Here is a 26,323-nt window from a genome sequence, read left to right as displayed (position 1 = left end):
ACGAGACCCCCACGCACCGCCCGCCATAGGGCACGGACGGATTGCCTGCCGACGCCGCCCAACAAGGAAATAGCGACGCCGACAGGCAAGCGTAAACAACAAAGTTGCCAAACGGGATTGCAAGCCCGTGCCACCCGTTGTCGGTGGCGCGCCATGATGTGCATGCAGGTGCTGCTGTACCAATCAGAAAAGTTTCAATTTCGAAAACGTTGCAGATGCATATCGAACGCGCTGCGCGAAGCCGAGCACGCCTGCGCGTGCCAGTTGCGACATTTGTCGTGGAGCCGAGCGCATGCTCGGCGCTACAGAAAGCAGAACGGCGCCGGATCTCTCCGGCGCCGTTCGTGCTTACATCACCACTTGTAGGCGACGCTCAGGTTCGCCGTCGCTTCGCGGTAGCCACTGTCACCGCGCATCACCCCGAACCCGCCCCAGGCACTGAAGCCGGAACGGAATTCCACGCGCGCACCCGCGCTCAGTTCATAGCGGTTTCGCGGGATGCCGGCCCTCAGCACTTCGTCGTCGAAGGCGATGCCGTTACCAGCACCATCGCGGTACCAGTTGGCCGCCAGATACGGGCTGACCGAGGCACCGGCGGCGCTGCGGCCTTCACCCTGCAGGCGCAGGCCGGCACGACCGGACAGGCCGCTGTTGCCCGCTGCACGCACCACGGTGCCGTTGGCTTCGGTATGCACGTCGGTCTTTGCATCGGTGTAGACCAACTGCAGTTCCGGCTGCAGGCTCAGCGTCGTGCTGCCGATCTGGCCGATGCCGAAGCGGTAACCGGCTTCCAGCGAGCTCTGCCAGATGTCCGAGTCGTAGCGCTCCTCGGCCAGACCTTCGCCCTGCACGCGGTTGCGGAACTGGCCGCGCTGCACGCTGGCATCCACGTACATGGCGTCGTTTGCCCAGTTGCCGTACACGCCCAACGCGCCGCCTTCCACCTTGCCGCGTGCGCTGAAACCGGTCACGTCCGAACGCGAGGTGGCGCTGCTGCGTGCAGCGGTGCCCATCACGCCCACGCGACCACGGCCGTCATCGAACACACCCACGTCCGCTCCCAGCTGCAGGCGCGAGCGGTCCACGCGCAGGTCGAGCTGGTCATCCACCGCACCCAGCTTGCTCTGCGTGGCATCCACCCGGGCCCAGCTGCGGACGCCATCGCTGGCGGCAGTGCTGCCGCCCTGACGGTCACGCCAGCCATGGCGCAGCATCTGGTCCAGCGCGAACTGGTTGGCCAGATAGGCCCCGGCTTCCGGGCGCAACACCGGCGGCGGCGGCTCGATCGGGTCCACCGGGTCCACCGGGTCGATCGGCTTGCACTCCGGCAGGGTCGGATCGACCACGCACGGATCCGGGCCGGCGCCCGTCTGCGAGCGCAGATACCAGTTGCCGTTGGCGTCCTTCACCAGGAAGTATTCGTACTGCCCACCCACAGCGCGGCCGACCAGATCGAACTGGGCATTGGATGCACCGCCGATATCGATCAGCTCAATGCCGCGGTCGGTCTTGGCGCCAGCGCCGCCGGCATTGAGCACGCGCACGTTGGCCTGGCCGTTGGCATCACCGTTGATGATCAGCTTGTCGGTGGCCGAGCTGTCATCACCCAGGTGGGTGTTGAACAGCAGGGTGCCGCCCGTGCCATCGAAGCTGTCGACGGTAAGGGTGTTGAACGTGCTGGCATTGCCCAGTGCCACGGTGCCGGTGTTGCCCAGCGCGAGGTGGCCGACGTTGCTGTCGCCGGTCATCAGCCAGGTGCTGTCGCTGTCGATGCTGGCGCTGGTGACGTTGAGGAAACGGCCGTCGATCTGCGCCTTGTTGCGCAGGGCGACGTCGACCTTGGCGGTGGGGGCGCTGGCAAGGTCCAAGGTGACGTTGCCGGCCAAACGGGCGTCATCCACATTGAAGTTGACGTCGGTACGCGAGGTGACCACGCCGATGTCGCGGCCCACCAGCAGCAGGTTGCCATCGCCGCCGATCAGCTGCGCCCCATTGGCCACGGTGATGTCGTAGGTGTTGTCAGCGGCTGCATTGACCCGGATGGCAGCGCCGCGACCAGATTGCAGGGTGGAGTTATCGATGTTCAGACGGATGCGTTGATCCGGATTGACTTCGCCCCAGAGCACCGCGCCGATATTGGATGCATCCACACGCGAGCCGTTGACGATATCCATCTGCCCGAACTGGATCCGCACGCCAACGCCGTTGGCGACATCGCGGCTGGCGACTGGGGCGTCTTCCACGTAGATGGTGGTGTCGTTGATGGTTGCCGTGGGGCTGGCAGCACCGTTTCCTGTTGCCGAGCTTGCCAGGTCGACGCCGACCGAAAGGGCCTCGCCAGGGCGCAACGAGGCAGGGGTCACGGAGATCGAGCTCTGCCACAGGACGGCCTGCGTGGTGCCACCATTCAACCCGATGCCACCAAAGATCCGGCTTCGGGCCAGAGCGAGATACGCCGAGTCGTTCAGGGTAATGGCTCTCTGACTGGTTCCACTACGGGTTATCACGGCGTCCCGGATGTTCAGCTCGGAGGTGTCGTCAGCCACGATCTGCAGCGTCTGCCCACCGTCCACCTGCAGGTACGAGCGATTGACCAGCGTCCAGGCCTCAGCCGGGTCGCCTGCAGATACGTCGGCGCTCTGGTTGTCCAGATCACCGGCCAGCGCCATGCCGGCGGGGAAGGTTCCCAGGGCCAGCAGCAGGCCGCGTGCCAGCGGGCGCAGGCGCAGTGAGGTGGCTGCAGAAAGGAAGTGGCTCATGGATAGTGTCCTTTGCGAAGGAAATCGGTGGAGACGGCATCGACCCTTTGCCCCGCCCGTTCAGCCGGGTGACGTATACGCCTTCGATCTGTGAAGGCGGAGTGATCGGAGGGTCTTCTGCGAAGCCATCTGTCTTTATTGGCCTCCAGTCTCCACTGCGCGCGTCGTGCCGCCCATGCAAATAGTTGCAAAGCTCGCTTGGCCCTGCGCGCGGTTCATCCGGCAGACACCCCGGTGGCCCAGCGCCGCACTCCATCTGCAACGCATTCGATATCCGTACGTAGGCTGTACGTGGAGCATGGGCCGCCGTTCCCAGGAGATACCCCATGTCCCCCTCGCTTCCGCCGCGCCGCGCACTGCCGATCGCGCTGGCCATGATTCTCTGCACGTCCCTGCCTGCATTTGCGCAGCAGGTCATTGCCGATGGCGATGATCAGACGCCGGCAGCAGGCGATTACCAGACCAGTGAGCCGGTGGAGCCAGGCAACCCGGCTGGGCATGTATTCCACGCACTCAATGGCGGCACGATCGTGCCCGTTGGCGAAGTGAATCTGCGCACTGGAGGAATGCGTGCCGCCGCTGTACGCGTTGAAGGCGCAGGCAGCCATGTTGCCTTGACGGGTGGCAGCATCGTCACCACCGGCTACGGTGCAGCGGGCGTTTCGATTGCCAGCGGGGGTTCTGCCGTGTTGACCGGTACCCGCATCGAGACCGAAGGCCAGGCCAGCGTCGGTGTCGGCCTTGAAGGTGGCGCGCTGGAGGCCAGCAACCTCCATATCATCACCCGCGGTGGACTCGGGCATGGGGTGTCAGTACGCGGTGGCGATGTGCAGCTGCGTGACAGCGTGATCGAGACGCACAACAGTGCCAGCGGACTGGTCGTCAGCGATGGTACCCTGCTGGCCGAGCGGGTCCGGCTGGAACAGAACACCTCGGGGAGCGCGGTGACGCTTGATTTCGCTGGCAACGCGCGCGCGACATTGCGCGATGTGCAGATCAATGGAACCGCAGCGGGCGCATCGGGTGTTTCCAGCGGCCTGGGCAGCCAGCTGTTGCTGCAGAACGTGGATATCAATCTCACCCACGAGCGTTCGGGCGCAGGATTGCTCGTGGGGGGCGATGTGGAGTTCCGCGGCGGGCGGATCCACGCGGCAGGTGACAACGCTGGTGTCGTCAGCTTCGCCACAGGCGGTGGTGGCTCGCTGCTGCTGGATGATGTGGTGATGGACGGAACCTGGGGCATCGGCCTGCGCACGGGCTCTTCGCTGGAAATGCGCAACAGCCGGCTTGAGGCAGAGAAGAGCGGGATTGATCTTGGCATGGCCGGTGGCGAAGCATGGGTGGAAAATTCAACGCTGCATGTACGTAACGGGTGGGGTGTTTCGGTGCAGGGCAACAGCAGGGTGGACGTGCACGCCTCTGCGATCACCACCGGCGGCGACCAGAATCCGGCCGTCGGTGTGACCGAGGGTGCCGCCACGCTAAGCGAGACCACCCTGCACACCACGGGCATGTATGCTCATGCGCTGCACACGTTTGGCAACAACACTACGGCGCCGACCATCACGGCAACGCGTATTGAAGCAGTGACCGAGGGTGAGAGTGCCTACGGTGCCACCGCGCGCAAAGGCGGTAGTGTGCACCTGACGGACAGCGTGGTGCGCACACGTGGGCAGAAGGCACACGGGGTACTGGCAGATGGACGGGGTGAGCTGACCCTTACAGCCACGCAGGTGATCACCGAAGGCGAGGGCGCCTGGGCCGCGGCCATCGTTGAGGGCGGTAGCCTGCGGATCGACGGCAGCGCGCTGATCAGCCAGCAGCACGGCGGGGTGTGGGTACGCGGCAGCCGTGACCCGGGCCTGACCCTGGCCAACGGCGCACTGGTATCCGGCGGCAACGGCATCGGCCTGGCGCTGGATGCGGCGGTGGCAGGGCGCTTCGACGTGGTGCTCCAAGGCGGCTCGCAGATGGTCGGCGACATCGTCATCACGCCCGAGGACGAGGACGCCGGCTTGGTGCCACAGTCCGATGTGCATGTGCGTTTGGCCGGCGGCTCGCTGTGGCAAGGTTCGTCGGATCTGGTGCAGACGATGGCGATCGAAAGCGGCAGCCAGTGGACGCTGGTCGGTGACGCCACGGTGGGTGAACTGCAGCTGCTCAACAGCGGGCTGGCGTTGTCCGACGGCAGCGGCCGCTTCAACACGCTTACCGTGGGCGGTGACCTGCACAGCGAGGGCGCGACGTTCCTGTTCCAGGGCGCGCTGGGTGGTGATGACAGCGCAATTGATCAGCTGCATGTGCAGGGGGATACCTCGGGTGATGCAAGCATCGTGGTCAACAACATCGGCGGTGCGGGCGCACCTACGGTGGACGGCATCCAGCTGATCGAAGTGGACGGAGCATCACTGGCGCGCTACGCGCTGGCCGGCCGCGCGGTGGGAGGTTCGTACGAGTACTTCCTGTTCCAGGGCGGCCTGGCCGATCCGTCTGACGGCAACTGGTACCTGCGCTCGGAATGGTTCGATGTGTGCCAGGACGATCCGGCGGCGCCGGGCTGTGCGGTGGATCCGGGCCCGGGCCCGGACCCGGGTGAGGGCGGGGACGGTGGCGAGGGCGTGGGGCCGGTGGACCCGATCCGGCCGCCGCCTGTGCTGCGCCCCGAGGCAGGTGCCTATCTTGCCAATCAGTCGGCCGCCATCAACATGTTTGCCCACCGCATGCATGAGCGCACCGGCGCCATCGGCAGCGAGCGCACTGCGTGGGCGCGCGCAGGCCGCAGCAATGCAGATTTCACCGCGGTGGGTGGTCAGCTGTCGGTGGACGGCAATACGTCGGTACTGCAGATCGGCAGTGATCTGCTGCGTCGGGGCAGCGCCGCCTTCGGGGTGATGCTGGGCAGTGGCCGCACCGACAACCGCGTCGTTTCGGATCTGACCGGCTACACCGCTACCGGCCGCGTGCGTGGTAGTGCGCTGGGTGTTTATGGCACCTGGTTGCAGGACGCCGAGGGCGCTCACGGCGCCTATGTGGATGCGAACGTGCAGTACGGTCGTTTCGACAACCGGGTGCAGGGCATCGGCCTGGAGCCGGAGCACTATGATTCGCGCGTGGCCAGTGCGTCGCTGGAGGCCGGCTACACCTTCAATGTGTGGCAGGGCGCCGCCAGTGCGCTGTATGTGCAGCCGCAGATGCAGCTGACGTATGCAGACTACCGCGCGGATCGTCACGTGGAGACCAATGGCACTGTTATCGACCATGCCGAGGCCGGTGGTCTGAGCGGGCGTTTGGGCGCGCGCGTGTTCGGCCATGGCACCGCAGCCGGCAACATCGTGCAGCCCTACCTGGGCGTGAACTGGCTGCGTGGCAGCGGCACCAGCGCGTTGCAGTTCAACGGTGACACGCTGGGCGCGGATGTGCCGCGCAACCGCTACGAAGTGCAGGCCGGTGCCGAGCTGAAGCTGGGCCAGCGCTGGAACGCATGGGGTGGCCTGAGCGTGCAGCGCGGCGACCATGCTTACCGCAACGTGGGCGGCCAGGTGGGTCTGCGCATGGCCTGGTAAGCGGGCGTGCAGCGGGGCTCGGATCCCATTGCCACGGCAATGGGCTCTGACCCCTGGCTGCTGCTGTAGAGCCGAGCCTACGCTCGGCTCATCGCGATCTGAACGAAGAGCAGCCGAGCATGGCTCGGCTCTACAACTGCGGCGAGCAGGGACGGGACATGAACAATGTCCACGTCTGTCGCGATTGTCCATTGAATGACTGCGCAAGCGCTGGCCATGCTGCCCGATCGCTCGCTGACGGTCGCCCGCATGCTTCACCCCGAACGCTCCCACAACGCTGCCATCGATGGCCTGCGTGCACTGGCCGTGCTGGCCGTCATCGTCTTCCATGCGAACGCGGCGTGGCTGCCCGGTGGCTTCACCGGTGTGGACCTGTTCTTCGTGGTCTCAGGCTTCGTGATCAGCCAATCGCTGGCTGCGCGTGCAGGCATGCCACTGGGCGCGCTGCTGCTCGATTTCTACCGGCGTCGCGTGCTACGTCTGTTGCCGGCGCTGCTGGTGATGCTGATGGCCACCTTCGTGCTGTCGGCGCTGTTCATTCCCCGCGCCTGGCGCAACGAGCAGTTCGACCAGACCGGTTGGGCGGCGCTGGTGGGTTTCAGCAACGTGGTACTGGCCGGCCAGCAGGATGACTACTTCTCGCCCGGCGCGGAACTCAATCCGTTCCTGCACACCTGGACACTGGGCGTGGAGGAGCAGTTCTACCTGGTGTTCCCGCTGCTGTTCTTCGTCTGGTTGCGCGGCCGCGACCGTTGGCCGTGGTCGCGTGTGCTGTTGCCGGCGCTCACGGTGCTGTCGCTGGCGTGGGCGGCCTGGCAGGCGCAGACGGCCCCGGCGTCGGCGTTCTACCTGCTGCCGTCGCGGTTCTGGGAACTGGCGGCCGGTGCGCTGTTGTACCAGTGGATGAGCACGCGCGGTCCCGGCAAGCGCGGGGATGCGCTCGCACTGTCCGGCCTGGCCCTGCTGCTGGCGGGCGTGCTTGTCGCGCCGCAACTGGCGATGCCGGTGCCGGGTGTGCTGGCCACGGTGGTCGGCACCCTGTTGCTGTTGGCGGCGGTAGCCGGGCATGGCCAATCGCGGGTCGGCCGCGCCTTGGGCTGGGCACCGCTTGCGTACCTGGGGCGCCTGTCGTATTCGCTGTACCTGTGGCATTGGCCACTGCTGGTGCTGCTGCGCTGGACCTACGGGCTGCAGGGCGCGGCGCTGTGGCTGTATCCGGTGCTGCTGCTGGCCGTGTCGGCCGCTTCCTACCATTACATTGAACGTCCGCTGCGCAGCGCCCGGCCGCTGTTGCGGCTGGCGCCGGCGAAGGTGCTGGCGATGGCGCTGCCGGTGGTGGGGCTGTGCGGCGCCGGTGCCTGGGCGACGGTGGAGTACCACGAGCAGATCTCGCTCAGCGTCACCCGTGATGGCTACGCATGGCAGGCGCGTCGCTACCCGGCGTGGCGACCGCTGGAGCCGGTGGGCGCACCGGCGCTTGAAGGGCGACGCCTGTTTGTTGTGGGCGACTCGCATGCGGCGGCCTACCGCACGATGACCAGCATGGTCGCGCGACAGACCGGGATGGAGATCCGCCAGGAGGATCGCGGCGGCTGCAGCTTCGTCAATCTGCTGCGGGCCAGCCCGGCCGACTGCCAGGACTTCATCGAGGACAGCCTGTCGGCCATCGAACGCGACGCGCGCCCGGGTGACATCGTGTTGCTGGCGGCGCTGCGCATGCCGGAGCTGCGAGGGTTCGATTGGCAGCAACAGGACGCACAGCAGATTTATCGGCAGTTGCGGGCCGAACGCACGCCCGCGCATGCGCAGGCGGCACATGATGAAGCCGACCGTGTGCTGGGCCGCCTGCAGCGGTTGGGCGTGCACGTGGTCATCGATGCACCGCTGCCGCTGTTCAAGGCCGGGGCCTATCGCTGCTCGGACTGGTTCAACCGTAGAAATCCGGCGTGCGCCGGTGGCCTGAGCATGTCGCGCGCGGATCTGCAGAGGCTGCGTGCGCCGCAGATGGCACTGCTGGCCGAGCTGGCCGCGCGTTACCCGTCATTGACCGTGTGGGATCCGCTGCCGCTGCTGTGCGGGCCGGATACCTGCTCGGCGGTGCAGGACGGTGAACCGCTGTTCTTCGACAACGATCACCTGAGCGGCCATGGCAACCGCGTGCTGTTGCCCAGCTTCCGGCAGACGCTGATCGATATTGCGGGCGACAATCCACTGTAGCGCCGGGCCCGCGCTTTGCTGCTCTCCGTTCCGCTCGCGCAAGCCCGCGCGTCGCGCGGCGAGCCGCGCATGGCTCGGCTCTACCGCCCTCCGCGGCCTATGCCGGCGGCAGCACCTTGCCCGGGTTGAGGATGCCATCCGGATCCAGCGCGGCCTTGATCGCGCGCATCGCCGCCAGCGTTTCCGCGGTGAACGCCTTCGCCATGAAATCACGCTTGGCCAGGCCGATGCCGTGTTCGCCCGACAGCGTGCCACCCAGCGCCAGCGTCAGTTCGAAGATCTTCGGCAGCGCGGCATGCGCGCGTGCGTTCTCGTCGGCATCGTCCGGGTGGTACAGGATGTTGACGTGCAGGTTGCCGTTGCCGGCATGGCCGAAGGTGACGATGGTCAGCGAATAGTCGCGGGCCAGTACCTGCACGCCGGCTACCAGATCGGGGATGCGCGATACCGGTACGACCACGTCTTCGTTGATCTTGCCCGGGGCGACGCTGCGCAGCGCCGGTGACAAGGCCTTGCGTGCGGCCCACAGCTGGTCGCGCGCGCGGCCTTCCATTGCCACGTCCAGTGCGATCATGCCGTCACCTTCGGCGGCGGTCGCCAATGCCTGCAGCAGGTAGGGCAGGGTGTCGTGGTCGCCATCGGCCTCGACCAGCAGCATCGCGCCTGCGTCGGGTACGTCGGCACCGTTGAGGCGCAGCAGCTCCAGGCTGCGTGCGTCCATGAATTCCAAGCGCGTGGGAACGACCGGCTGCGACATCAGCCGCGAGACGGCAGAGGCGGCCGCGTCGGCATCGCGGTACAGCACGCGCAGCCCGGCCTGGCTGACCGGCAGCGGGGTCAGCTTCAGCGTGGCTTCCACGATCAGCGCCAGCGTGCCTTCGCTGCCCACCAGAAGATGGGTCAGGTCGTAGCCGGTGGCGTCCTTGGTGTAGGCACCGCCGCAGCGGATCACCTCGCCGGTACCGGTCACCGCCACCAGGCCCAGCACGTTGTCGCGGCTGGTGCCGTACTTCACCGCGCGCGGACCGCCGGCATTGCAGGCCAGGTTGCCGCCGATGCTGCAGATCTCGGCGCTGGAGGGGTCCGGTGCCCAGAACAGGCCGTGCGGTGCCAGTGCCTGCTGCAGCGTTCCGTTGAGTACGCCCGGCTGCACCACGGCGCAGCGGTCACCGGCGCGGATCTCGAGGATGCGATCCATGCGGGTGAATGACAGCACGATGCTGCCGGGCACTGGCACGGCGGCGCCGGTGGTGCCGGTGCCCGCACCGCGCGCGACCAGGGCCACGCCATGCGCGCGGCAGGCACGCACCAGCGCCTGCACCTGTTCGATGTCTGCCGGCAGTGCCACCCCAGCCGGGCGCTGGTGGCGCCATGAGTTGTCCTGCGCGTTCGCCTCCAGTGCGCCGTCATCCATGCGCCAGCCGTCGCTGCCCAGCAGGGCGGACAGTTCGGCAACCAATGCGGAGGGCAGGGCAGTACTCATGACAGGTCTCGTGGGGCAGCGGGGGCGGGGTGAATAAGTTTCCAGGCGATGACAGCGCCGGCCAGCGGCAGCCACACCCAGCGCAGTTCCGACAGCAGGGTGGCCAGGCCGCGCGCGCTGAAGAACTGCGGCGCGAACGGCGACACGCGGATCGGCCGCCAGGGTGCGAAGAAGCGGTGTTCGCTCCAGGGCCAGGCCAACGCAACGCCAAGGCCGCCGGAGGTCAACGCATCCAGCAGCGGATGGCTGGCGGCGCAGACGAACACAAACGCTGCAGCTTGTACGGTAGATGCCAAGGTTGGCTTTGCCGTGGTAGGTGCCAACCTTGGTTGGCACAGCACCGCCAACCAAGGTTGGCGACTACCGGAGCTGAGAGGCGCCGACCCAGGTCGGCGGCTACCAAAGAACGCCAACACCGCCGCCAACACGGCCAGCACCAGGGCGAACAGCAACGAGTGGCTGGCCCCCCGATGGCCGAACGCATCGGCGTAGGGAATGTGCAGGGCAAACGCGAGTACATCGGCGTCGGGCAGCATCGCCGCGATCACGCCGGCGCCCAGCAGGCGTGGCGGAATGCGGCCGCGATCAGCAGCGCACCACAACGCCAGTGGCACCGCCGCGTGGGTGATGATCGAAGGCATCAGTCACGCACCGTGGTAGTGCCGGCCAGGCTGCGCTCTGGTAGGTGCCAACCTTGGTTGGCACAGGAGCGCCGACCAAGGTCGGCCTCTACCAGAGCGGACGGTACCCATCAGCAATCATCCAACCGGAACGCATCGCGCAGCCAGTGCAGCTGCGGTGGTTCGCCCGTGGCTTCAACCACGTCGAAGCGGCAGGGCGCATCGGCCACGGCGGGGTGTTCCTGCAGGTACAGCTGCGCCGCGTGGATCAGGCGCCGGCATTTGCGCGGATCGACCGAGGCCGCGCCGCCACCGAAGTCCTGTCGCGCGCGGTAGCGCACTTCCACGAACACCACGGTGCCGGCGTCATCCATCACCAGGTCCAGTTCACCGCCGCGATAACGCACGTTGCGTGCGCGCGGCCGCAACCCGGCCTGCTGCAGATGCTGCTCGGCGGCGGCTTCCACCGCCGAGCCACGTTGCAGGTGCTCAGCGACCACCGGCGATCGGCATCGGCCGGCCACCGCTGAAGGTCGACCATGCCGGCTGGCGCAGGATGTTGCCGTTGCTGTCCAGGTACAGCGTGCCGGTGGCGCCGTCCAGGCCGCCTTCGGTGGCCAGCTTGTCCAGGTAGGCGCTGATCTTCCACGCATCGGCGCCGAAGGCGAACAGGCGGCTGGCGGCGCCGCGCGCGCTGGGCAGGGTCTGCGCGACCTGGGCAGCGGACGGCACGCCGGACACGCTGCGCACGTTCCAGGCTTCGTTCGGGTAGATGATGCCGTCCAGCGCCACGTCTTCTTCGACCTTGCCACTGCCGGTGGTCAGCTGCGAGGTACCCACGCGGGTGGCACCACCGGCACCGGCCAGCGCCAGCTGCGGGGCCAGCAGGCGGGCCTGCGGTGCACGTACGGCCAGGAACACGGCATCGACCGCGCCGGCGTTGCGCACCTGCGCGCTGATATCCCCCACCGTTTCGCTGATCGCGATGGTGGCGGCGACGCTGCCGCCGCGCTGGGCAAAGCGCTGGGCGAAGGCGGCTGCGGCGCGACGGCCGGTGTCGTCGCTGCTGTTGATCACCAGCGCCTTGCTGCGCTCGCGGCCACGCATGTATTCGGCGGCGACGATGCCGTCGTCCTCCGGTGCCAGCGAGAAACCGGCGCTGCCAGCGGGCGGTGCATCCTTGCCGCGGTTCAGGCCGAGCACCGGTACCGGCAGCTGCTGGCGGCCGTACACGGCATCCACCTCGTCGCGGCCGAGCGGGCCGACCACAAAGTCGGCGCCGGACGCCACGGCCTTGTCATACGCGGCCAGCGCACCGGCCGGGGTACCAGCGGTGTCGAAGAAGTTGACCTCCGGACGACGGCGGGTTTCACCGTAGTAGGCGCTGAGCAGGCCATCGCGCACCGGTTGTGCGGCGGTGGCCAGGCGACCACTGAGCGGCAGCAGCACGGCCAGCTTGGCCGGCGGGCGGTAGCCATCGCTCATCGCCGGCGGGCGCTTGCTGGTGTCGAACTGGGCGGCGCCATCGCGATCGAACGGGCGCGGCAGCGGCAGGCCACGAGCGATCAGTGCACGGCCTGCAAAGTTGTACAGCGGGTCATTGGCCGGCAAGGCGGCGGCGCGGCTGCGCAGGGTGGCATCGTCGAGGGTGCCGAGCAGGCCGGAGATGGCGGCCTGGTTTTCGCTGCGCGCGGTGCCGGTCAGGCCGGCATGCGCACGGGCACGTTCGGTGGCGGCGCCAAAGGCATCGCCGGTGGCCTGCAGGGCACTGGCGCGGGCCAGTGACCAGCGCGTGCGCAGGCTCGGGTGCACGTTGTCGGCATGATCCTTCAGCAGGGCCAGTGCCTGCGCCGGCTGCTTGTCGGCCAGCGCCAGCTCGGCGCTGGCCAGCTGGTAACGCTGCAGGCTGGCGCCGGTCAGCTGGCGGGCGGTCACCTGGCCCAGCAGGCTGCGCGCGCGTGCGCTGTCGCCGGCCAGGTGCCAGGCCCAGGCCGCATCGGCCAGTGCGTTGCTGCGGGCGCCGCCACGCAGGGTCGCGGCCAGCGCTTCCAGTTGCAGGGCGGCGTCGCGCGGCTTGCCTTGTTCAATCAGCGCCAGCGCCTGGCTCTGGGCCGGCGATTCGGGCGTGCTGACGAGCCTGGTGGTGGCACAACCGGCCAGCAGCATCAACGACAGCGACAGGGCAGAGATGCGTGCGGCGGGCTTGTTCATGATCGGGTCCATGCGATGAGGGCAGCGGCCTTGGCCAGGTACACGCTAGGATTCTACCCTTGCCCCGTGAGTACCGCTGAAATGAGTGTCCCAACCCTGTATGTCGTCGCCACGCCGATCGGCAACCTGGCCGATCTGAGCCCGCGCGCGCAGGAGGTATTGCGTTCGGTGGCGGCCATCTGCGCCGAGGACACCCGCCGCAGTGGCCAGCTGCTGTCCCATTTCGGCATCCAGCAGCCGCTGGTGGCCCTGCACGAACACAACGAAGAGGCCCTCGCCCAGCGCCTGGTGGCGCGGCTGCAGGCGGGCGAGTCGCTGGCGCTGGTCAGCGATGCCGGCACCCCGCTGGTCAGCGATCCGGGCTTCCGGCTGGTGCGTGCCGCGCGTGCTGCCGGCATCAAGGTCAGCCCGATTCCCGGCGCCTGCGCGGCCATCGCTGCGCTGAGCGTGGCCGGCCTGCCCAGCGACCGCTTCAGTTTCGAGGGATTCCTGCCGGCCAAGGCCAGCGGCCGCCGCGATCGCCTGCAGGGGCTGGCCGGCGAAGTGCGCACGATGGTGTTCTACGAATCTTCGCACCGCATCACCGAGTCGTTGGCCGACATGGCGGCGATCTTTGGCGGCGAGCGCCCGGCCGTGCTGGCGCGCGAGCTGACCAAGCTGTTCGAGACCGTGCTGGATGGCGACCTGGCCGGGCTGCTGGCGCAGGTGGAAGCCGATGACAACCAGCGCAAGGGCGAGTTCGTGGTGATGGTGCAGGGCGCCGGTGACGATGCCGAGGCGCAGCTGGCTCATGGCCGGCACGTCTACGCCAAGCTGAGCGAGCACCTGCCGCCGTCGACCGCGGCCAAGCTGGCGGCCGAGTTGACCGGCGCACCGCGCAAGGCGTTGTACGGCAGTTGAGCGGGTGAAGGAGATCCACGCCATGCGTGGATGAAAACACCCCGGAGTGCAGTAGATCCACGCCATGCGTGGATGAAGTGGCCCTAGACAAGGATGAGGACGATGTCGGCAAAAGGACTTTCACTGGTGTTGGCTCTGGTCGTTTCCGCCCACGCGTGGGCGGGCGAGGAGATCGATCCATCGGATCTGGGGCGTGGCTTCACCGGCTATGAGCTGTTCGATCCTGGCCTGGTGCAGTTGCGGCAGGGCCCGTATGTGGAAGGCAACCACGCGATCGTCATCTACACCGCCGCACGGGAGGCCGTGGACCTGGCCGAGGGCTGCCCGCAGGTGGACCCCGCTGCGCGCGAAGCGATCGAGCAGGCCTACCAGCAGATGGCGGCCAGCCAGCACCGGTATGTAAGTGCGCGCCAGTGGACGCGGCTGCGCGAGGCGCTGCACGGCAGCTACAAGCAGCCGCCGCTGCGTGGCGTGCTGGAATGTGGCGCGTTCGCCATGCAGGCCCCGCATTTCGATGAACGTATGGCGGGGCGCCTGCTCGCCCACACCGAGATGTCGCGCTCGGCCAACGGTGCCGTCGATGATCGCGCCGACGCGTTGCGGCCCGTGCTGGGGTTGGGGATGGCGGGAGGGACGCTGGTCAATCACGTGCTCAACGGCAGCAACGCCGAGCGGGCCGGCCTGAAGGCAAATGACGAGGTGCTGTCGGTGCAGGGCACCGCCGTGGCGACGACCTACGGCATCGAACAGGTCCTTCGCGCGTACGCGCCCGGTGATCGCATCCAGCTGAAGGTGCGCCGCACGGTGCTGGATCTGGCAACCGGGGCCTCGTCGCAGGAGCTGGATATCGCGCTGGTGCTCCAATCGCGGGCGGCGCTGCTGGCGCGTTGAGCCCGCAGGTGCGGTGCGCAGCCACGCGTGTCGTGGCCCTACTGCGGGGGCAGATGAACCGCACGCCGCAATCAAACCGGCAGGGCGGGCCCGCGTACGCTAGAATGCGCGCGGCGGAGTCGGCCAGACAGTCGCGTCATCCCTTCGGGGGTGCCGAGGAAAGTCCGGGCTCCATAGGGCAAGGTGCCAGGTAACGCCTGGGCGGCGCAAGCCGACGGAAAGTGCAACAGAAAGATACCGCCTACGTCTTCTTCGGAAGGCCGGTAAGGGTGAAATGGTGCGGTAAGAGCGCACCGCGAGTCTGGCAACAGACCGGTACGGCAAACCCCACCTGGAGCAAGACCAAATAGGGATCCATTGGCGCGGCCCGCGTTGGATCCGGGTAGGTTGCTTGAGCGTTGCGGCGACGTAACGCCTAGAGGAATGACTGTCCACGACAGAACCCGGCTTATCGGCCGGCTCCGCCCCTTCATTCCATCCACATCCATCCACGCATGGCGTGGATCTACCTATCGCCCTCCACGCAGGGTGTGTGGACCTGGTAGTGCCGGCCGCTGGCCGGCAACCGCGTGACATGCCCGAAGATGCAGAAGTTGCCGGCCAGCGGCCGGCACTACCGTTCCAGTCAGAAAATGACGTGACCCTGTCCGCTGGGTACGCCCTGCGGACCAAAGCGGCGCTCGTGGATTTCGCCGTGGCCGTTGCCATCAATCAGCAGCACGGTGCTGGCGCGGGTGCCGTAATCGTCACCACGGATGAAGGCGGGGCTGAGCCAGCGTTCGCGTTCCAGGCCGATGCCGGTATCGGGCAGGTCGCTGTCGACCGGGCGATGTTCATCGGCCAGGGCATCCCACAGCGGGGTCAGGTCTGGGCTCAGCGCCCTTTCCCGTTGGGAAAGGGATCCGACCCCGTCTTGCTCCAGCCACGCCGACAGCGCATCCATCAGCCGCCGGGTCTTCGGCCAGGGCGCATCAAGCGCGCCGTTGGACATGCCATGCACGCCCGGGCCAAGCGTCTGCCGTTCGGCCGGGTGGTTGCCCAGATACTCCAGACTGTGGCCATCGGCCAGCAGCAGGTTGAACGGGGCATAGGCAGCGGAGATCCCGGCCAGACGTTCTATATGCATACCCGCCGGATCGCGGCCACGCAGGTAGTCGGCCACCAGGGCGCCACGCGATGGCCCGGTCTGGGAAGCCTGCGGATCGCGGACGTTGGTCACCACCGCCATCCGGCCGCCGGCACCCACCCCGGCCCAGCCGCCGCCCGAGCGCAGGTCGCGTCCGCCGATGACCGACGTCTCATCCTGCCAGGGGGCCAGGGCCGCGGTCGGGCGGGCGTGGAACTCATCACGGTTGCCGGCCATCACCAGCCGCCAGCGCGGGTGGTGCAACCAGCCAATAGCAAGCAGGCACATGGCGCCATTGTGCCCGGTTTGCGCAGTCCGACGTCGCTTTCGGCCCGTTCCGGATGAATGCGCAGCCCATGTTTCACGCGCCCTCCACACCCCTGAACTTCCGTTCAATCTCAAAAATTGAGACGGATCAGCAACTTGTGGATAAACCTTGAACAACTCTCTAAACATCGGCGCAAACCATTGATGCGGCTGGCGATTTCCCTGCTGAAAAGTTGTTGACAACCCTTGGGCCGCTGCTAAGGTGGGCATCAGAGGGAAATCCGGGTGTTTTGTGGATTTTCGTGGTTCAATGTTTCACCGGGCGAAGGATAAGGTGCAGGCGTCGTGTTCCAGGGCGAGACGGCCATCACAGTTGACGACAAAGGACGCATGGCGGTTCCCACCGCTCACCGCGACCTGGTTGCGCGCGTCAGCAACAACCGTCTCGTGTTGACCTACAACCCCTTCGAATCCGGCTGCCTGTGGCTGTACGCCGAGTCGGAATGGGAGCGGGTACGCGACGACGTCATGTCCAAACCCAACACACAGCGCGTCGTACGTCTGCTGCAGCAGAAGCTGGTCGGTTCAGCCGCCCACCTGGAGCTGGACGGCAACGGTCGCATCAGCATTCCCGCCAGCCACCGCGGTGCGGTGGGCATTGAGAAGAAGGCGGTATTGCTCGGTATGGGCGACAAATTCGAATTGTGGAGCGAGCAGGCGCATCGGGCCCTGATCCAGCAGACGTTGTCTGATGAGGATCTGGGTGATGGGTTGCTCGACCTGAAGTTGTGAGCCGGGGTGCCCGGATGCGCCCAGAAGCGCAGACCGGTCACCTTCCGGTGTCGCAGTCGCCGGCGGTGCATCTGCCGGTCCTGTACACCCAGGTCCTGGAAGGCCTGAGGGTGATCGAAAACGGACGTTATCTGGATGGCACGTTCGGTCGTGGCGGTCATGCACGTGGCGTGCTCACCCAGCTCGGTCCCGAGGGACGCCTGCTGGTCATGGACAAGGATCCGGAAGCCATTGCCGTTGCCGAGCGCGATTTCGCGCCGGACCCGCGCGTGTCGATCTTCCGTGGCAGCTTCGCCCAGCTGCTGCAGTGGAACGAGACCGCCGAAGGCCTGGATGGCGTGCTGTTCGACCTTGGCGTGTCCTCGCCGCAGCTGGATGTGGCCGAGCGTGGTTTCAGCTTCGGCAAGGACGGCCCGCTGGACATGCGCATGGACCCGGACAGTGGCGAAAGCGCTGCGCAGTGGATCAACCGCGTGGAGGATCGCGAGATCGCCGACGTGCTGTGGACCTACGGCGAAGAGCGGCAGAGCCGGCGCATCGCCCGCGCCATCGTGGCCCGCCGTGAGAAGCAGCCGTTCACCCGCACCGCCGAACTGGCCGAGCTGATCGCCTCGGTGATGCCGCGCGGCAAGGACAAGATCCATCCGGCCACGCGCAGCTTCCAGGCCATCCGCATCCACATCAACCGTGAACTGGCCGACCTCGAAGCCGGCCTGGACGCGGCGGTGGAGCGCCTGAAGCCCGGTGGCCGGCTGGCGGTGATCAGCTTCCACTCGCTGGAAGACCGCATCGTCAAGCAGTACATGAACCGCCTGGCCAAGGCACCGCCGGCCAACCGCCGGCTGCCCGAGGCGCAGGCCTTCGTGCCGACCCTGGACCTGATCGGTGGCGCCATCAAGGCCACCGACGAAGAGCTGGCGATGAACCCGCGCGCCCGCAGCGCCGTGCTGCGTGTGGCCCAGAAGCGGGAGGCCGATGCATGAGCCGGCTGCTGCTGATCATCCTGTTGGCCTGCACCGTGGCCTCGGCGATCGGCGTCGTGTTCGTGCGTCACCGTCACCGGCAGACGTTCATCGAGCTGTCGCGCGCCGAGCGTGCGCGCGATGACCTGAACATCGAATTCGGCCGCCTGCAGCTGGAGCAGGCGACCCTGGCCGAAGCCAACCGCGTGGACAGCATCGCCCGCGAAAAGCTCGGCATGAAGTTCCCCGAAGCCGCCGACGTGGTGGTGGTGCGCCCATGAGCAAGACCGGCCGCAACCGTCCCCGCAACGCCTTCAACCTGCGCCAGCGCCTGCGCTGGGTGGCCCTGGCGCTCGGCCTGTGCTCGGTATCGCTGGTGGGTCGTGCCGCCTACGTGCAGATCATCAACAGCGACTTCTACCAGCGCCAGGGCGAAGCGCGTTACCTGCGCGAACTGCCGATCAAGACTTCGCGCGGCATGATTACCGACCGCAACGGCGAGCCGTTGGCGGTGTCCACGCCGGTCGCCTCGATCTGGGTGAACCCGCAGGACCTGCTGCGTTCGCCCGAGCGCATCCCCGAGCTGGCACAGGCGGTGGGCATGTCGGTGGACGAGCTGAGCAGCCGCCTGTCGCAGAAGTCGGACAAGGAATTCATGTACCTGCGTCGCCGGATCAATCCGGATGAGGCAGAGCGCGTGGTCGCGCTGAAGATTCCGGGCGTGGCGGCACAGCGTGAGTTCCGTCGCTTCTACCCGCAGGGTGAAGCGATGGCGCACGTGCTGGGCTTCACCAACATCGACGACCGCGGCCAGGAAGGCCTGGAGCTGGCCTTCGACGAATGGCTGCGTGGCAAGCCCGGCGGCAAGCGGGTGATCCGCAACCGCAAGGGCGAGACGGTCGAAAGCGATCTGCTGCGTGCGGCCGAGCCGGGCAAGGACCTGACCCTCAGCATCGACCGCCGCATCCAGTACCTTGCCTTCAAGGAACTGCGCAACGCGCTGGTGGCCAACAAGGCCGCCGGCGGTTCGATGGTGATCATGGACGTGACCACCGGCGAGATCCTGGCCATGGTCAACCTGCCGACCTACAACCCGAACTCGCTCAACGGCGCGGTGCCGGACACGCGTCGCAACCGCGCGGTGACCGACCTGGTCGAGCCGGGCTCGACGATGAAGCCGCTGACCATCGCCACCGCGCTGCAGTCCGGGGTGGTGACCAAGGACACCATCATCGATACCAACCCGGGCTACATGCAGGTTGCCCGTTTCACCATCCGCGATGTGCCGCGCAACAACGGCGTGCTGAACGTCACCGGTGTGATCACCCGCAGCTCCAACATCGGCGCGGCCAAGATCGCCGCGAAGATGCCCGACCAGGTGTTCTACGACGGCGTGCGCCGTTTCGGCTACGGCTCGGTGCCGCACAGTGGCTTCCCCGGCGAGTCCGGCGGTGTCGTGCGGCGCCCCGCCAACTGGGACGGCGCGACCAAGACGACCATGTCCTACGGCTATGGCCTGAATGTCACGCCGCTGCAGATCGCCACCGCGTACTCGGCGCTGGCCAACGGCGGCAAGCTGATCGCGCCGACCTTCGTCAAGGGCCAGCGCAACGAAGGCCAGCAGATCATCGACGAGAACGTCGCCAAGCAGGTGGTGGCGATGATGGAAACGGTGGTCACCCAGGGCGGCGCCAAGCAGGCGGCGGTGCTGGGCTACCGCGTGGCCGGCAAGACCGGTACCGCGCGCAAGACCGGCCCCGGTGGCTACGAGCGCGGCCACTACAACGCGCTGTTCGCCGGCGTGGTGCCGGCCACCAATCCGCGTTTTGCCACCGTCATCGTCATCAACGATCCGCAGGGCGGCAAGTTCTACGGCGGCCTGGTGTCGGCGCCGGTCTATCACAACGTGATGGAAGGCACCCTGCGCCTGATGGACGTGCCGCTGGATGACCTGCAGTCGTGGCTGGCTGCCCAGCAGTCCGGAAAGATCGGGCATTCGGCCTCGGTGCTGCCGGTGCCGCCGGCCGAAGCCGCACTGCCGGTGGATGCCGCCGCTGAATTCGATGCCGCGCTGCCCAGCGCGCACCCCCATGTGCCGCCCGCCACGGGAGGCACGCAATGAGCCCTTCGATGTTGCTTTCGCAGTTGCTTCCGGACGTGGCCCTGGCGGGCCATGATCCCGTTCTGACCGGCCTGGTGCTGGACAGCCGTGCCGTGCGCCCCGGCAATGCCTTCGTTGCCATCGCCGGTTTCGGCGCGCATGGCCTGGGTTTTGTCGAGCAGGCGCGTGCTGCCGGTGCCGGCGCCATCCTGTTCGAAGCGCCGGCGCCTGCCGAGCTGCCTGCACCGGCCGATGCCATCGCCGTGCCGGACCTGCGCGCGCGTCTGGGGGCAATGGCCGACCAGTTCCATGGCGCGCCTTCGCGGGCGATGACCATGGTTGGCGTGACCGGCACCAACGGCAAGACCTCCACCGTGCAGCTGCTGGCCCAGGCCTGGCACCTGCTCGGTACGCCCAGTGGCAGTATCGGCACGTTGGGCGCCGGACTTTATGGTGCGGTCGAGCCGACCGGTTTCACCACCCCGCTGGTGCTGCAGATGCATGCGCTGCTGGCGCAGCTGCGCGACGATGGCGCGCGCGCGGTGGCGATGGAAGTCAGCTCGCATGCGCTGGACCAGGGCCGCGTGGATGCGGTGCACTACGACGTGGCGGTGTTCACCAATCTCACCCGCGATCACCTTGACTACCACGGCGACATGGCCAGCTACGGCGCGGCCAAGGCGCGGCTGTTCCATCGCCCGGGCCTGAAGGCGGCGGTCATCAATCTTGACGATGCGTTCGGTCGCCAGCTGTTCGCCGGCCTGCCGGCGGGCGTGCAGGCCATCGGCCTGAGCTCGCGTGGTGCCGACGGTGCCAGCGTGCGCGCCGAAGCGCTGCAGCTGGATGGCCGCGGCATCGGTTTCGAACTGGTCATCGACGGCCAGCGCGTTGCGGTGCAGTCGCCGCTGCTGGGCCGCTTCAACGTGGACAACCTGTTGGCCGTGGCCGGCAGCCTGCATGCGCTGGGGCATCCGCTGCCGCGCATCGCCGAGGTGCTGTCGGCACTGCAGCCGATCCGTGGCCGCATGAACCGCCTGGGCGGCGAAGATGGCCTGCCGACCGTGGTGGTTGATTACGCACACACCCCCGACGCGCTGGAACAGGCGCTGGACAGCCTGCACGGCCACCTGCAGGGCACGCTGTTCTGCGTGTTCGGCTGCGGTGGCGAGCGCGATACTGGCAAGCGCCCGCAGATGGCTGCCATTGCCGAGCGCCTGGCCAACCAGGTCATCGTCACCGACGACAACCCGCGTGGCGAAGACGGCGACGTGATCGTGGCCGACATCCTGGCTGGCTTCACCGATGCCTCGGCCGTGACCGTGCAGCGCAACCGCGCGCGTGCGATCGGCCTGGCGGTGAAGCGCGCTGGTGCCGGCGACATCATCCTGATCGCCGGCAAGGGCCACGAGCCCTACCAGGAAGTGAATGGCGTGCGCCATGACTTCGACGACACCGAAGTATCGGCCGCCGCGCTGGCTGCGAAGGCCGGTGTGTTGGCCGCTCAGGCCGGGGAGGGCGCCGCATGAAGCGCACCCTGCTTTCGCTGATCGCACACTGGGCCGGTGGCGAGATCCACGGCGACGACGTGGCCATCGACGCGGTCAGCAACGATACCCGCAGCCTTGGCCCGGGCAGCCTGTACGTGGCGCTGCGTGGCGAACGCTTCGACGGCCACGATTTTGCTGCCGACGCACAGGCACGTGGCGCCAGCGCATTGCTGGTCGAACGCCTGCTGCCGCTGGACCTGCCGCAGGTGCTGGTGGCCGACAGCGAGCGCGCGCTGGCGAAGATCGCCGCCGGCATGCAGCGCGACCGCGCGACCGAACTGTTCGCCATCACCGGCAGCAACGGCAAGACCAGCGTCAAGAGCCTGCTGCTGGCGATCCTGCAGCAGGTGGCCCAGCACGCGCACAAGGTGGTCTACGCCAACCCGGGCAACCGCAACAACGAGATCGGCCTGCCGCTGGCGGTGATCGACGCACCGGAAGATGCCGACTACGCCGTCTACGAGATGGGCGCCGGCAAGCCGGGCGACATCGCCTACCTGACCGACATCGCGCGCCCGCGCTATGCCCTGGTCAACAACATCGCCCCGGCCCACCTGGAGCGGATGGGCAGCCTGCTCGGCGTGGCGGTGACCAAGGGCGCGATCTACGCCGCGCTGCCTGCCGATGGCGTGGCCGTGATCAACGCCGACGATGCCTACGGGCGCTGGTTCGAACAGCATTTCATCGGTACCCCGGCACGTTGCCGGGTGCTGCGCTATGGCCTGGAACACACCGCCGACGTCACCGCGCGCGACATCCGCGCCGGTGCGCAGGGCAGCCGCTTCACCCTGGTCACGCCGATGGGCGAGGCGGGCGTGGTGCTGGGCCTGCCGGGCCGCCACAACATCAGCAATGCGCTGGCCGCCGCCAGCCTGGCGCTTGCCGCCGGCATCGAGCTGTCACTGGTGGCCACCGGCCTGGCGGAAGCGCAGCCGGTGCCGGGCCGCCAGATCGCCCATCAGCTGCACAACGGCGCGGTGCTGGTGGACGACAGCTACAACGCCAACCCTGGTTCGCTGGCCGCCGCCATCGACGCACTGGCCGCCGCCCCGGAAGAGGGCTGGCTGGTGCTGGGTGACATGCGCGAGCTGGGCGCCGACGCCGAGGCGCTGCATGCACAGGCGGGCATCCGCGCGCGTGCCGCCGGCCTCAAGCGCCTGTATGCGCTGGGCCCGCTCAGCGCCGCTGCCGCCGCTGCGTTTGGCGAGGGCGGACATCATTTCACCACCCATGACGCGCTGTCGCAGGCGCTGAAGGAAGCGCTGCACGCCGGCGTGCGCTGCCTGGTCAAGGGTTCCCGTGGCAGCGCCATGGACACGATTGTCAAAGCGCTGCTGGCGCAAGGAGAGGAATCCCCGCATGTTGTATGAACTGGCTCGATGGTTGCAGCAGTTGGAGAGCCTGTTCGGGCTGTTCAACTACCAGACGTTCCGCGCCATCCTTGCCGCGTTGACGGCGCTGTTCCTGTCGCTGTGGCTCGGCCCGGCGATGATCCGCAAGCTTGCCCAGTTCAAGGGCGGCCAGCCGATCCGGACCGATGGTCCGCAGACCCATTTCTCCAAGGCCGGCACGCCGACCATGGGGGGTTCGCTGATCCTGCTCACCGTCACCCTGTCGGTGCTGATGTGGGCCGACCTGCGCAACCGCTACGTGTGGCTGGTGCTGGCGGTGATGCTGTGCTTCGGCGCCATCGGCTGGTACGACGACTGGATCAAGATCGTCCGTCGCGACCCGAACGGCCTGAAGTCGCGCTGGAAGTACCTGCTGCAGTCGATCTTCGGCCTGGCTGCGGGCATCTTCCTGTTCCAGACCGCCGACGTACCGGCGGCGCTGACCTTCTACATCCCGATGTTCAAGTCGGTGGCGCTGCCGCTGGCTGGCATCGGCTTCGTGGCCATTGCCTATTTCTGGATCGTCGGCTTCTCCAACGCGGTCAACCTGACCGACGGCCTGGACGGGCTGGCGATCATGCCGACGGTGCTGGTGGCCTGCGCGCTGGGCGTGTTCGCCTATGCCTCGGGCAACGCAGTGTTCGCCAACTACCTGCAGATCCCGCAGATTCCAGGCGCCGGTGAGCTGGTCATCATCTGCGCGGCGATCGCCGGCGCGGGGCTGGGCTTCCTGTGGTTCAACACCTATCCGGCCATGGTGTTCATGGGCGATATCGGCGCGCTGTCGCTGGGCGCGGTGCTGGGCACCATCGCGGTGATCACTCGCCAGGAACTGGTGCTGGTGATCATGGGTGGCGTGTTCGTCATCGAAACGCTGTCGGTGATGATCCAGGTCGCCTCGTTCAAGCTGACCGGCAAGCGCGTGTTCCGCATGGCGCCGATCCACCACCACTTCGAACTGAAGGGCTGGCCGGAGCCGCGCGTGATCGTGCGCTTCTGGATCATCTCCGTCGTGCTGGTGCTGATCGGCCTGGCCACGTTGAAGGTACGCTGATGAATGACCTGTCGCACCAGGCAACACGCCTTGAGGCCATCGGTGGCAGCTACGACAAGTGGCTGCTCGGCGCGATGATCGCGCTCACCGGGCTGGGCGTGGTGATGGTGGCGTCCAGCTCGATCGCGTTGATGAGCAGCCCGTTCTATTACCTCAACCGCCACCTGATCTTCCTGGCGGTCGGCATCGTGTTGGCCATCTTCGCCGCGCGTACCGAGCTGAAGACCATCGAGCAGTACAACCAGATGCTGCTGCTGGGCTGCTTCGCGCTGCTGGTGGTGGTGTTCGTGCCCGGCCTGGGCAGCAGCGTCAACGGTGCCCGCCGCTGGATCAACCTGGGCATCTCCAAGTTCCAGACGGTCGAAGCGGTGAAGGTGCTCTACATCGTCTGGCTGTCCAGCTACCTGGTGCGCTTCCGCGACGAGGTCAACGCGACCTGGCCGGCGATGCTCAAGCCGCTGGGCGTGGCCGGTGCGCTGGTGGTGCTGCTGCTGCTGCAGCCCGACTTCGGCTCGTCCACCCTGCTGCTGGCGATCACCGCCGGCATGCTGGTGCTGGGCGGGGTGAACATGCCGCGCATGTCGATGCCGGTGGTGATCGGCCTGGTGGGCATGAGCGCGCTGGCGATCATCGAGCCGTACCGCATGCGCCGCATCACCTCCTTCCTCGACCCGTGGGCCGACCAGCAGGGCGACGGCTACCAGCTGTCCAACGCGCTGATGGCGGTGGGCCGCGGCGAGTGGACCGGCGTTGGCCTGGGCAACTCGGTGCAGAAGCTGTACTACCTGCCCGAGGCGCACACCGACTTCATCTTCTCGGTCACCGCCGAGGAATTCGGTTTCCTGGGCACCTGCGTGATCGTGGCCCTGTACGCACTGCTGGTCGGCCGCACCTTCTGGCTGGGCATGCGCTGCGTGGAAATGAAGCGCCACTTCTCCGGCTACATCGCCTTCGGCATCGGCCTGTGGATCAGCATGCAGACCTTCGTTTCGATCGGCGTGAACCTGGGCATCCTGCCGACCAAGGGCCTGACCCTGCCGCTGATTTCGTCGGGTGGTTCGTCGGTGCTGATGACCTGCGTGGCGATGGGCCTGCTGCTGCGCGTGTCCTATGAACTCAAGCGCGCCGAGCGCCGCCAGGCCGTGCGCATGGGCGCCGCCGACGATGTTGCCGGGCCTGCCGCCGCCGAGCCTTCTGCTGCACCGGTGGCGAAGAACGTGCCGATGGCTGCCGAACCGGCCGCGGCCGAGCCGGCCGCCGTGCGTGGCACCAGCCGCCTGCAGTCGCGCGTCGAACCCACCTTCGGGAGGCTCGGATGAGCGCGGCCCAGAACAACAACCGGCCGGTGATGATCCTGGCCGGTGGTACCGGCGGGCACATCTTCCCGGGCCTGGCCGTGGCCCGCGTGCTGCGCGCGCGTGGCGTGCCGGTCACCTGGATGGGTGCCGATGGCGCCATGGAAACCCGCCTGGTTCCGCAGCACGACATCCACATTGATACGCTGGCCATCACCGGTCTGCGCGGCAAGGGCAAGCTGGCCCTGCTGGCCGCGCCGTGGCGCCTGATGCGCGCGCTGCGTGCGGCCGGCCTGATCATTCGTGATCGCCAGCCGCGTGCGGTGGTCGCCTTCGGTGGCTTCGCTTCCGGCCCCGGTGGCATGGCCGCGCGCCTGCACGGCCTGCCGCTGATCGTGCACGAACAGAACCGCGCGCCGGGCCTGACCAACCGCATCCTGTCGCGCTACGCGCGCCGCCTGCTGACCGGTTTCCCGGGCACCTTCGCTGCACGCGAGGAGTTCGTGGGCAATCCGGTGCGCGCCGAAATCGCCGCCGTCGCGCCGCCGCAGCAGCGCCTGGCCGATCGCAGCGGTCCGCTGCGCCTGCTGGTGCTGGGCGGCAGCCAGGGTGCCCGCGCGCTCAACAGTGGCGTGCCGCAGGCACTGGCCAGCCTGGGTGCGCAGGTGCCGGTGGTGGTGCGTCACCAGAGCGGCGAGAAGCTGCATGCCGAAGCGGTCGAGGCCTATGCCAAGGCCGGCGTGCAGGGCGAGGTCACACCGTTCATCGCCGACATGGCCGAAGCCTTCGCCTGGGCCGACCTGGTGGTGTGCCGTTCCGGCGCGTCCACGCTGGCCGAACTCTGCGCGGTCGGCATCGGCAGCGTGCTGGTGCCATTCCCCGCTGCTGTCGACGATCACCAGACCCGCAATGCGGAGTACCTGGTCGAGCGCGATGCAGCCGTATTGCTGAAGCAGGACGAAACGCTGGCAGACGGCATTGCCGCGCTGCTGCGTGATCTGTCCGAAAATCCCGCCCGCCGCATGCAGATGGCGCAAGCCGCGCGTGCCCTGGCCAAGGTCGATGCCGCCGAGCGCATCGCCGATATCATTCTCGAGGAAGCTGTATGAAGAAGGCACGCTCCAGCGCCTGCCCTGCGCGAGGC

19 protein-coding genes and 1 other RNA gene are annotated in these 26,323 nt (G+C 67.6%); 14 read left to right on the top strand and 6 right to left on the bottom strand.

The features are described from left to right. Positions 1 to 353 precede the first annotated feature (353 nt). Complete coding sequence (locus tag ABIA73_RS09745) at positions 354 to 2,759, bottom strand: autotransporter family protein (protein ID WP_354275715.1); 2,406 nt, start codon at positions 2,757 to 2,759, stop codon at positions 354 to 356. 326 nt (positions 2,760 to 3,085) lie between these two features. On the opposite strand from ABIA73_RS09745, the gene ABIA73_RS09740 reads away from it, so the two are divergent. Both ABIA73_RS09740 and ABIA73_RS09735 read left to right on the top strand, forming a co-directional pair. After that, positions 3,086 to 6,322, top strand: coding sequence for an autotransporter family protein (locus tag ABIA73_RS09740; RefSeq protein WP_354275714.1), 3,237 nt, complete (start codon positions 3,086 to 3,088; stop codon positions 6,320 to 6,322). A 195-nt stretch (positions 6,323 to 6,517) separates the two neighbouring features. Beyond that, on the top strand, positions 6,518 to 8,539 hold the full coding sequence (locus tag ABIA73_RS09735) for an acyltransferase family protein (RefSeq protein ID WP_354275713.1): 2,022 nt from the start codon (positions 6,518 to 6,520) through the stop codon (positions 8,537 to 8,539). A 97-nt stretch (positions 8,540 to 8,636) separates the two neighbouring features. Here the strand turns inward: ABIA73_RS09735 and ABIA73_RS09730 are convergent, their stop codons facing one another. From ABIA73_RS09730 to ABIA73_RS09715, 4 genes are all read right to left on the bottom strand, one after another. After that, positions 8,637 to 10,022 carry an FAD-binding oxidoreductase gene (locus ABIA73_RS09730; protein ID WP_354275712.1) on the bottom strand — a complete coding sequence of 462 codons (1,386 nt, stop codon included), beginning with the start codon at positions 10,020 to 10,022 and terminating at the stop codon, positions 8,637 to 8,639. After that, positions 10,019 to 10,663 carry a metal-dependent hydrolase gene (locus ABIA73_RS09725; protein ID WP_025876613.1) on the bottom strand — a complete coding sequence of 215 codons (645 nt, stop codon included), beginning with the start codon at positions 10,661 to 10,663 and terminating at the stop codon, positions 10,019 to 10,021. Before ABIA73_RS09725 ends, ABIA73_RS09730 begins: the two co-directional genes overlap by 4 nt. Positions 10,664 to 10,773: 110 nt before the next feature. Then, positions 10,774 to 11,142 (bottom strand): YraN family protein, encoded by a 369-nt coding sequence (locus ABIA73_RS09720; RefSeq protein WP_032974901.1) that lies wholly within the window; start codon positions 11,140 to 11,142, stop codon positions 10,774 to 10,776. Next, complete coding sequence (locus tag ABIA73_RS09715) at positions 11,132 to 12,853, bottom strand: penicillin-binding protein activator (RefSeq protein WP_354275711.1); 1,722 nt, start codon at positions 12,851 to 12,853, stop codon at positions 11,132 to 11,134. Before ABIA73_RS09715 ends, ABIA73_RS09720 begins: the two co-directional genes overlap by 11 nt. An 81-nt stretch (positions 12,854 to 12,934) precedes the next feature. On the opposite strand from ABIA73_RS09715, the gene rsmI reads away from it, so the two are divergent. The 3 genes from rsmI (at position 12,935) to rnpB (ending at position 15,111) form a co-directional block, all read left to right on the top strand. Then, positions 12,935 to 13,753 carry a 16S rRNA (cytidine(1402)-2'-O)-methyltransferase gene (gene rsmI, locus ABIA73_RS09710; RefSeq protein WP_025876607.1) on the top strand — a complete coding sequence of 273 codons (819 nt, stop codon included), beginning with the start codon at positions 12,935 to 12,937 and terminating at the stop codon, positions 13,751 to 13,753. Between the two features lie 102 nt (positions 13,754 to 13,855). Further along, entirely contained in the window at positions 13,856 to 14,644 is a 789-nt protein-coding gene (locus ABIA73_RS09705) for a PDZ domain-containing protein (RefSeq protein ID WP_032974904.1), read from the top strand. Positions 14,645 to 14,759: 115 nt separating this feature from the next. Next, an RNA gene (gene rnpB / locus ABIA73_RS09700) (RNase P RNA component class A) lies at positions 14,760 to 15,111 on the top strand. Between the two features lie 158 nt (positions 15,112 to 15,269). Here rnpB and ABIA73_RS09695 read toward each other — a convergent pair. Then, the gene (locus ABIA73_RS09695) at positions 15,270 to 16,058 is read right to left on the bottom strand and encodes an NRDE family protein (RefSeq protein WP_279208861.1); all 789 of its coding nucleotides are present in this window, start codon (positions 16,056 to 16,058) and stop codon (positions 15,270 to 15,272) included. A 324-nt stretch (positions 16,059 to 16,382) separates the two neighbouring features. On the opposite strand from ABIA73_RS09695, the gene mraZ reads away from it, so the two are divergent. From mraZ to murG, 9 genes are read left to right on the top strand one after another with little or no spacing between them, the layout of a single operon-like run. Beyond that, positions 16,383 to 16,829 (top strand): division/cell wall cluster transcriptional repressor MraZ, encoded by a 447-nt coding sequence (gene mraZ, locus ABIA73_RS09690; RefSeq protein WP_025876601.1) that lies wholly within the window; start codon positions 16,383 to 16,385, stop codon positions 16,827 to 16,829. A 14-nt stretch (positions 16,830 to 16,843) separates the two neighbouring features. Continuing rightward, on the top strand, positions 16,844 to 17,812 hold the full coding sequence (gene rsmH / locus ABIA73_RS09685) for a 16S rRNA (cytosine(1402)-N(4))-methyltransferase RsmH (RefSeq protein ID WP_025876600.1): 969 nt from the start codon (positions 16,844 to 16,846) through the stop codon (positions 17,810 to 17,812). Further along, positions 17,809 to 18,072, top strand: a complete 264-nt coding sequence (ftsL, locus tag ABIA73_RS09680) for a cell division protein FtsL (RefSeq protein WP_025876599.1) — start codon at positions 17,809 to 17,811, stop codon at positions 18,070 to 18,072. Before rsmH ends, ftsL begins: the two co-directional genes overlap by 4 nt. Next, positions 18,069 to 19,913, top strand: coding sequence for a peptidoglycan D,D-transpeptidase FtsI family protein (locus ABIA73_RS09675; protein ID WP_025876598.1), 1,845 nt, complete (start codon positions 18,069 to 18,071; stop codon positions 19,911 to 19,913). The genes ftsL and ABIA73_RS09675 overlap by 4 nt, the downstream gene beginning before the upstream one ends. Further along, on the top strand, positions 19,910 to 21,418 hold the full coding sequence (locus tag ABIA73_RS09670; protein ID WP_154879374.1) for a UDP-N-acetylmuramoyl-L-alanyl-D-glutamate--2,6-diaminopimelate ligase: 1,509 nt from the start codon (positions 19,910 to 19,912) through the stop codon (positions 21,416 to 21,418). The genes ABIA73_RS09675 and ABIA73_RS09670 overlap by 4 nt, the downstream gene beginning before the upstream one ends. Continuing rightward, positions 21,415 to 22,809 (top strand): UDP-N-acetylmuramoyl-tripeptide--D-alanyl-D-alanine ligase, encoded by a 1,395-nt coding sequence (locus ABIA73_RS09665; protein WP_032974908.1) that lies wholly within the window; start codon positions 21,415 to 21,417, stop codon positions 22,807 to 22,809. The genes ABIA73_RS09670 and ABIA73_RS09665 overlap by 4 nt, the downstream gene beginning before the upstream one ends. Continuing rightward, positions 22,799 to 23,884: a phospho-N-acetylmuramoyl-pentapeptide-transferase gene (gene mraY / locus ABIA73_RS09660; RefSeq protein ID WP_025876592.1), complete on the top strand. Its 1,086-nt coding sequence runs from the start codon at positions 22,799 to 22,801 to the stop codon at positions 23,882 to 23,884. Before ABIA73_RS09665 ends, mraY begins: the two co-directional genes overlap by 11 nt. Next, positions 23,884 to 25,203 carry a putative lipid II flippase FtsW gene (gene ftsW / locus ABIA73_RS09655; RefSeq protein ID WP_025876590.1) on the top strand — a complete coding sequence of 440 codons (1,320 nt, stop codon included), beginning with the start codon at positions 23,884 to 23,886 and terminating at the stop codon, positions 25,201 to 25,203. The genes mraY and ftsW overlap by 1 nt, the downstream gene beginning before the upstream one ends. Next, entirely contained in the window at positions 25,200 to 26,288 is a 1,089-nt protein-coding gene (murG, locus tag ABIA73_RS09650) for an undecaprenyldiphospho-muramoylpentapeptide beta-N-acetylglucosaminyltransferase (protein WP_134832010.1), read from the top strand. Before ftsW ends, murG begins: the two co-directional genes overlap by 4 nt. Positions 26,289 to 26,323: the final 35 nt, after the last annotated feature.

Source organism: Stenotrophomonas sp. 2694, from assembly GCF_040548715.1.
Lineage (GTDB): Bacteria > Pseudomonadota > Gammaproteobacteria > Xanthomonadales > Xanthomonadaceae > Stenotrophomonas > Stenotrophomonas indicatrix.
Note: the sequence above shows the minus strand (reverse complement) of the source record. Positions and strands in the feature narration are given on the sequence as shown.

Excerpts from the sequence above, each read along its gene's own strand:
- ABIA73_RS09740 (WP_354275714.1), top strand. The coding sequence starts at position 3,086 with ATGTCCCCCTCGCTTCCGCCGCGCCGCGCACTGCCGATCGCGCTGGCC.
- ABIA73_RS09715 (WP_354275711.1), bottom strand. The coding sequence starts at position 12,853 with ATGAACAAGCCCGCCGCACGCATCTCTGCCCTGTCGCTGTCGTTGATG.
- ftsW (WP_025876590.1), top strand. The coding sequence starts at position 23,884 with ATGAATGACCTGTCGCACCAGGCAACACGCCTTGAGGCCATCGGTGGC.
- ftsL (WP_025876599.1), top strand. The coding sequence starts at position 17,809 with ATGAGCCGGCTGCTGCTGATCATCCTGTTGGCCTGCACCGTGGCCTCG.
- murG (WP_134832010.1), top strand. The coding sequence starts at position 25,200 with ATGAGCGCGGCCCAGAACAACAACCGGCCGGTGATGATCCTGGCCGGT.
- ABIA73_RS09695 (WP_279208861.1), bottom strand. The coding sequence starts at position 16,058 with ATGTGCCTGCTTGCTATTGGCTGGTTGCACCACCCGCGCTGGCGGCTG.
- rsmI (WP_025876607.1), top strand. The coding sequence starts at position 12,935 with ATGAGTGTCCCAACCCTGTATGTCGTCGCCACGCCGATCGGCAACCTG.
- ABIA73_RS09745 (WP_354275715.1), bottom strand. The coding sequence starts at position 2,759 with ATGAGCCACTTCCTTTCTGCAGCCACCTCACTGCGCCTGCGCCCGCTG.
- ABIA73_RS09705 (WP_032974904.1), top strand. The coding sequence starts at position 13,856 with ATGTCGGCAAAAGGACTTTCACTGGTGTTGGCTCTGGTCGTTTCCGCC.
- mraY (WP_025876592.1), top strand. The coding sequence starts at position 22,799 with ATGTTGTATGAACTGGCTCGATGGTTGCAGCAGTTGGAGAGCCTGTTC.
- ABIA73_RS09735 (WP_354275713.1), top strand. The coding sequence starts at position 6,518 with ATGACTGCGCAAGCGCTGGCCATGCTGCCCGATCGCTCGCTGACGGTC.
- ABIA73_RS09725 (WP_025876613.1), bottom strand. The coding sequence starts at position 10,663 with ATGCCTTCGATCATCACCCACGCGGCGGTGCCACTGGCGTTGTGGTGC.
- ABIA73_RS09670 (WP_154879374.1), top strand. The coding sequence starts at position 19,910 with ATGAGCCCTTCGATGTTGCTTTCGCAGTTGCTTCCGGACGTGGCCCTG.
- ABIA73_RS09665 (WP_032974908.1), top strand. The coding sequence starts at position 21,415 with ATGAAGCGCACCCTGCTTTCGCTGATCGCACACTGGGCCGGTGGCGAG.
- ABIA73_RS09730 (WP_354275712.1), bottom strand. The coding sequence starts at position 10,022 with ATGAGTACTGCCCTGCCCTCCGCATTGGTTGCCGAACTGTCCGCCCTG.
- ABIA73_RS09675 (WP_025876598.1), top strand. The coding sequence starts at position 18,069 with ATGAGCAAGACCGGCCGCAACCGTCCCCGCAACGCCTTCAACCTGCGC.
- rsmH (WP_025876600.1), top strand. The coding sequence starts at position 16,844 with ATGCGCCCAGAAGCGCAGACCGGTCACCTTCCGGTGTCGCAGTCGCCG.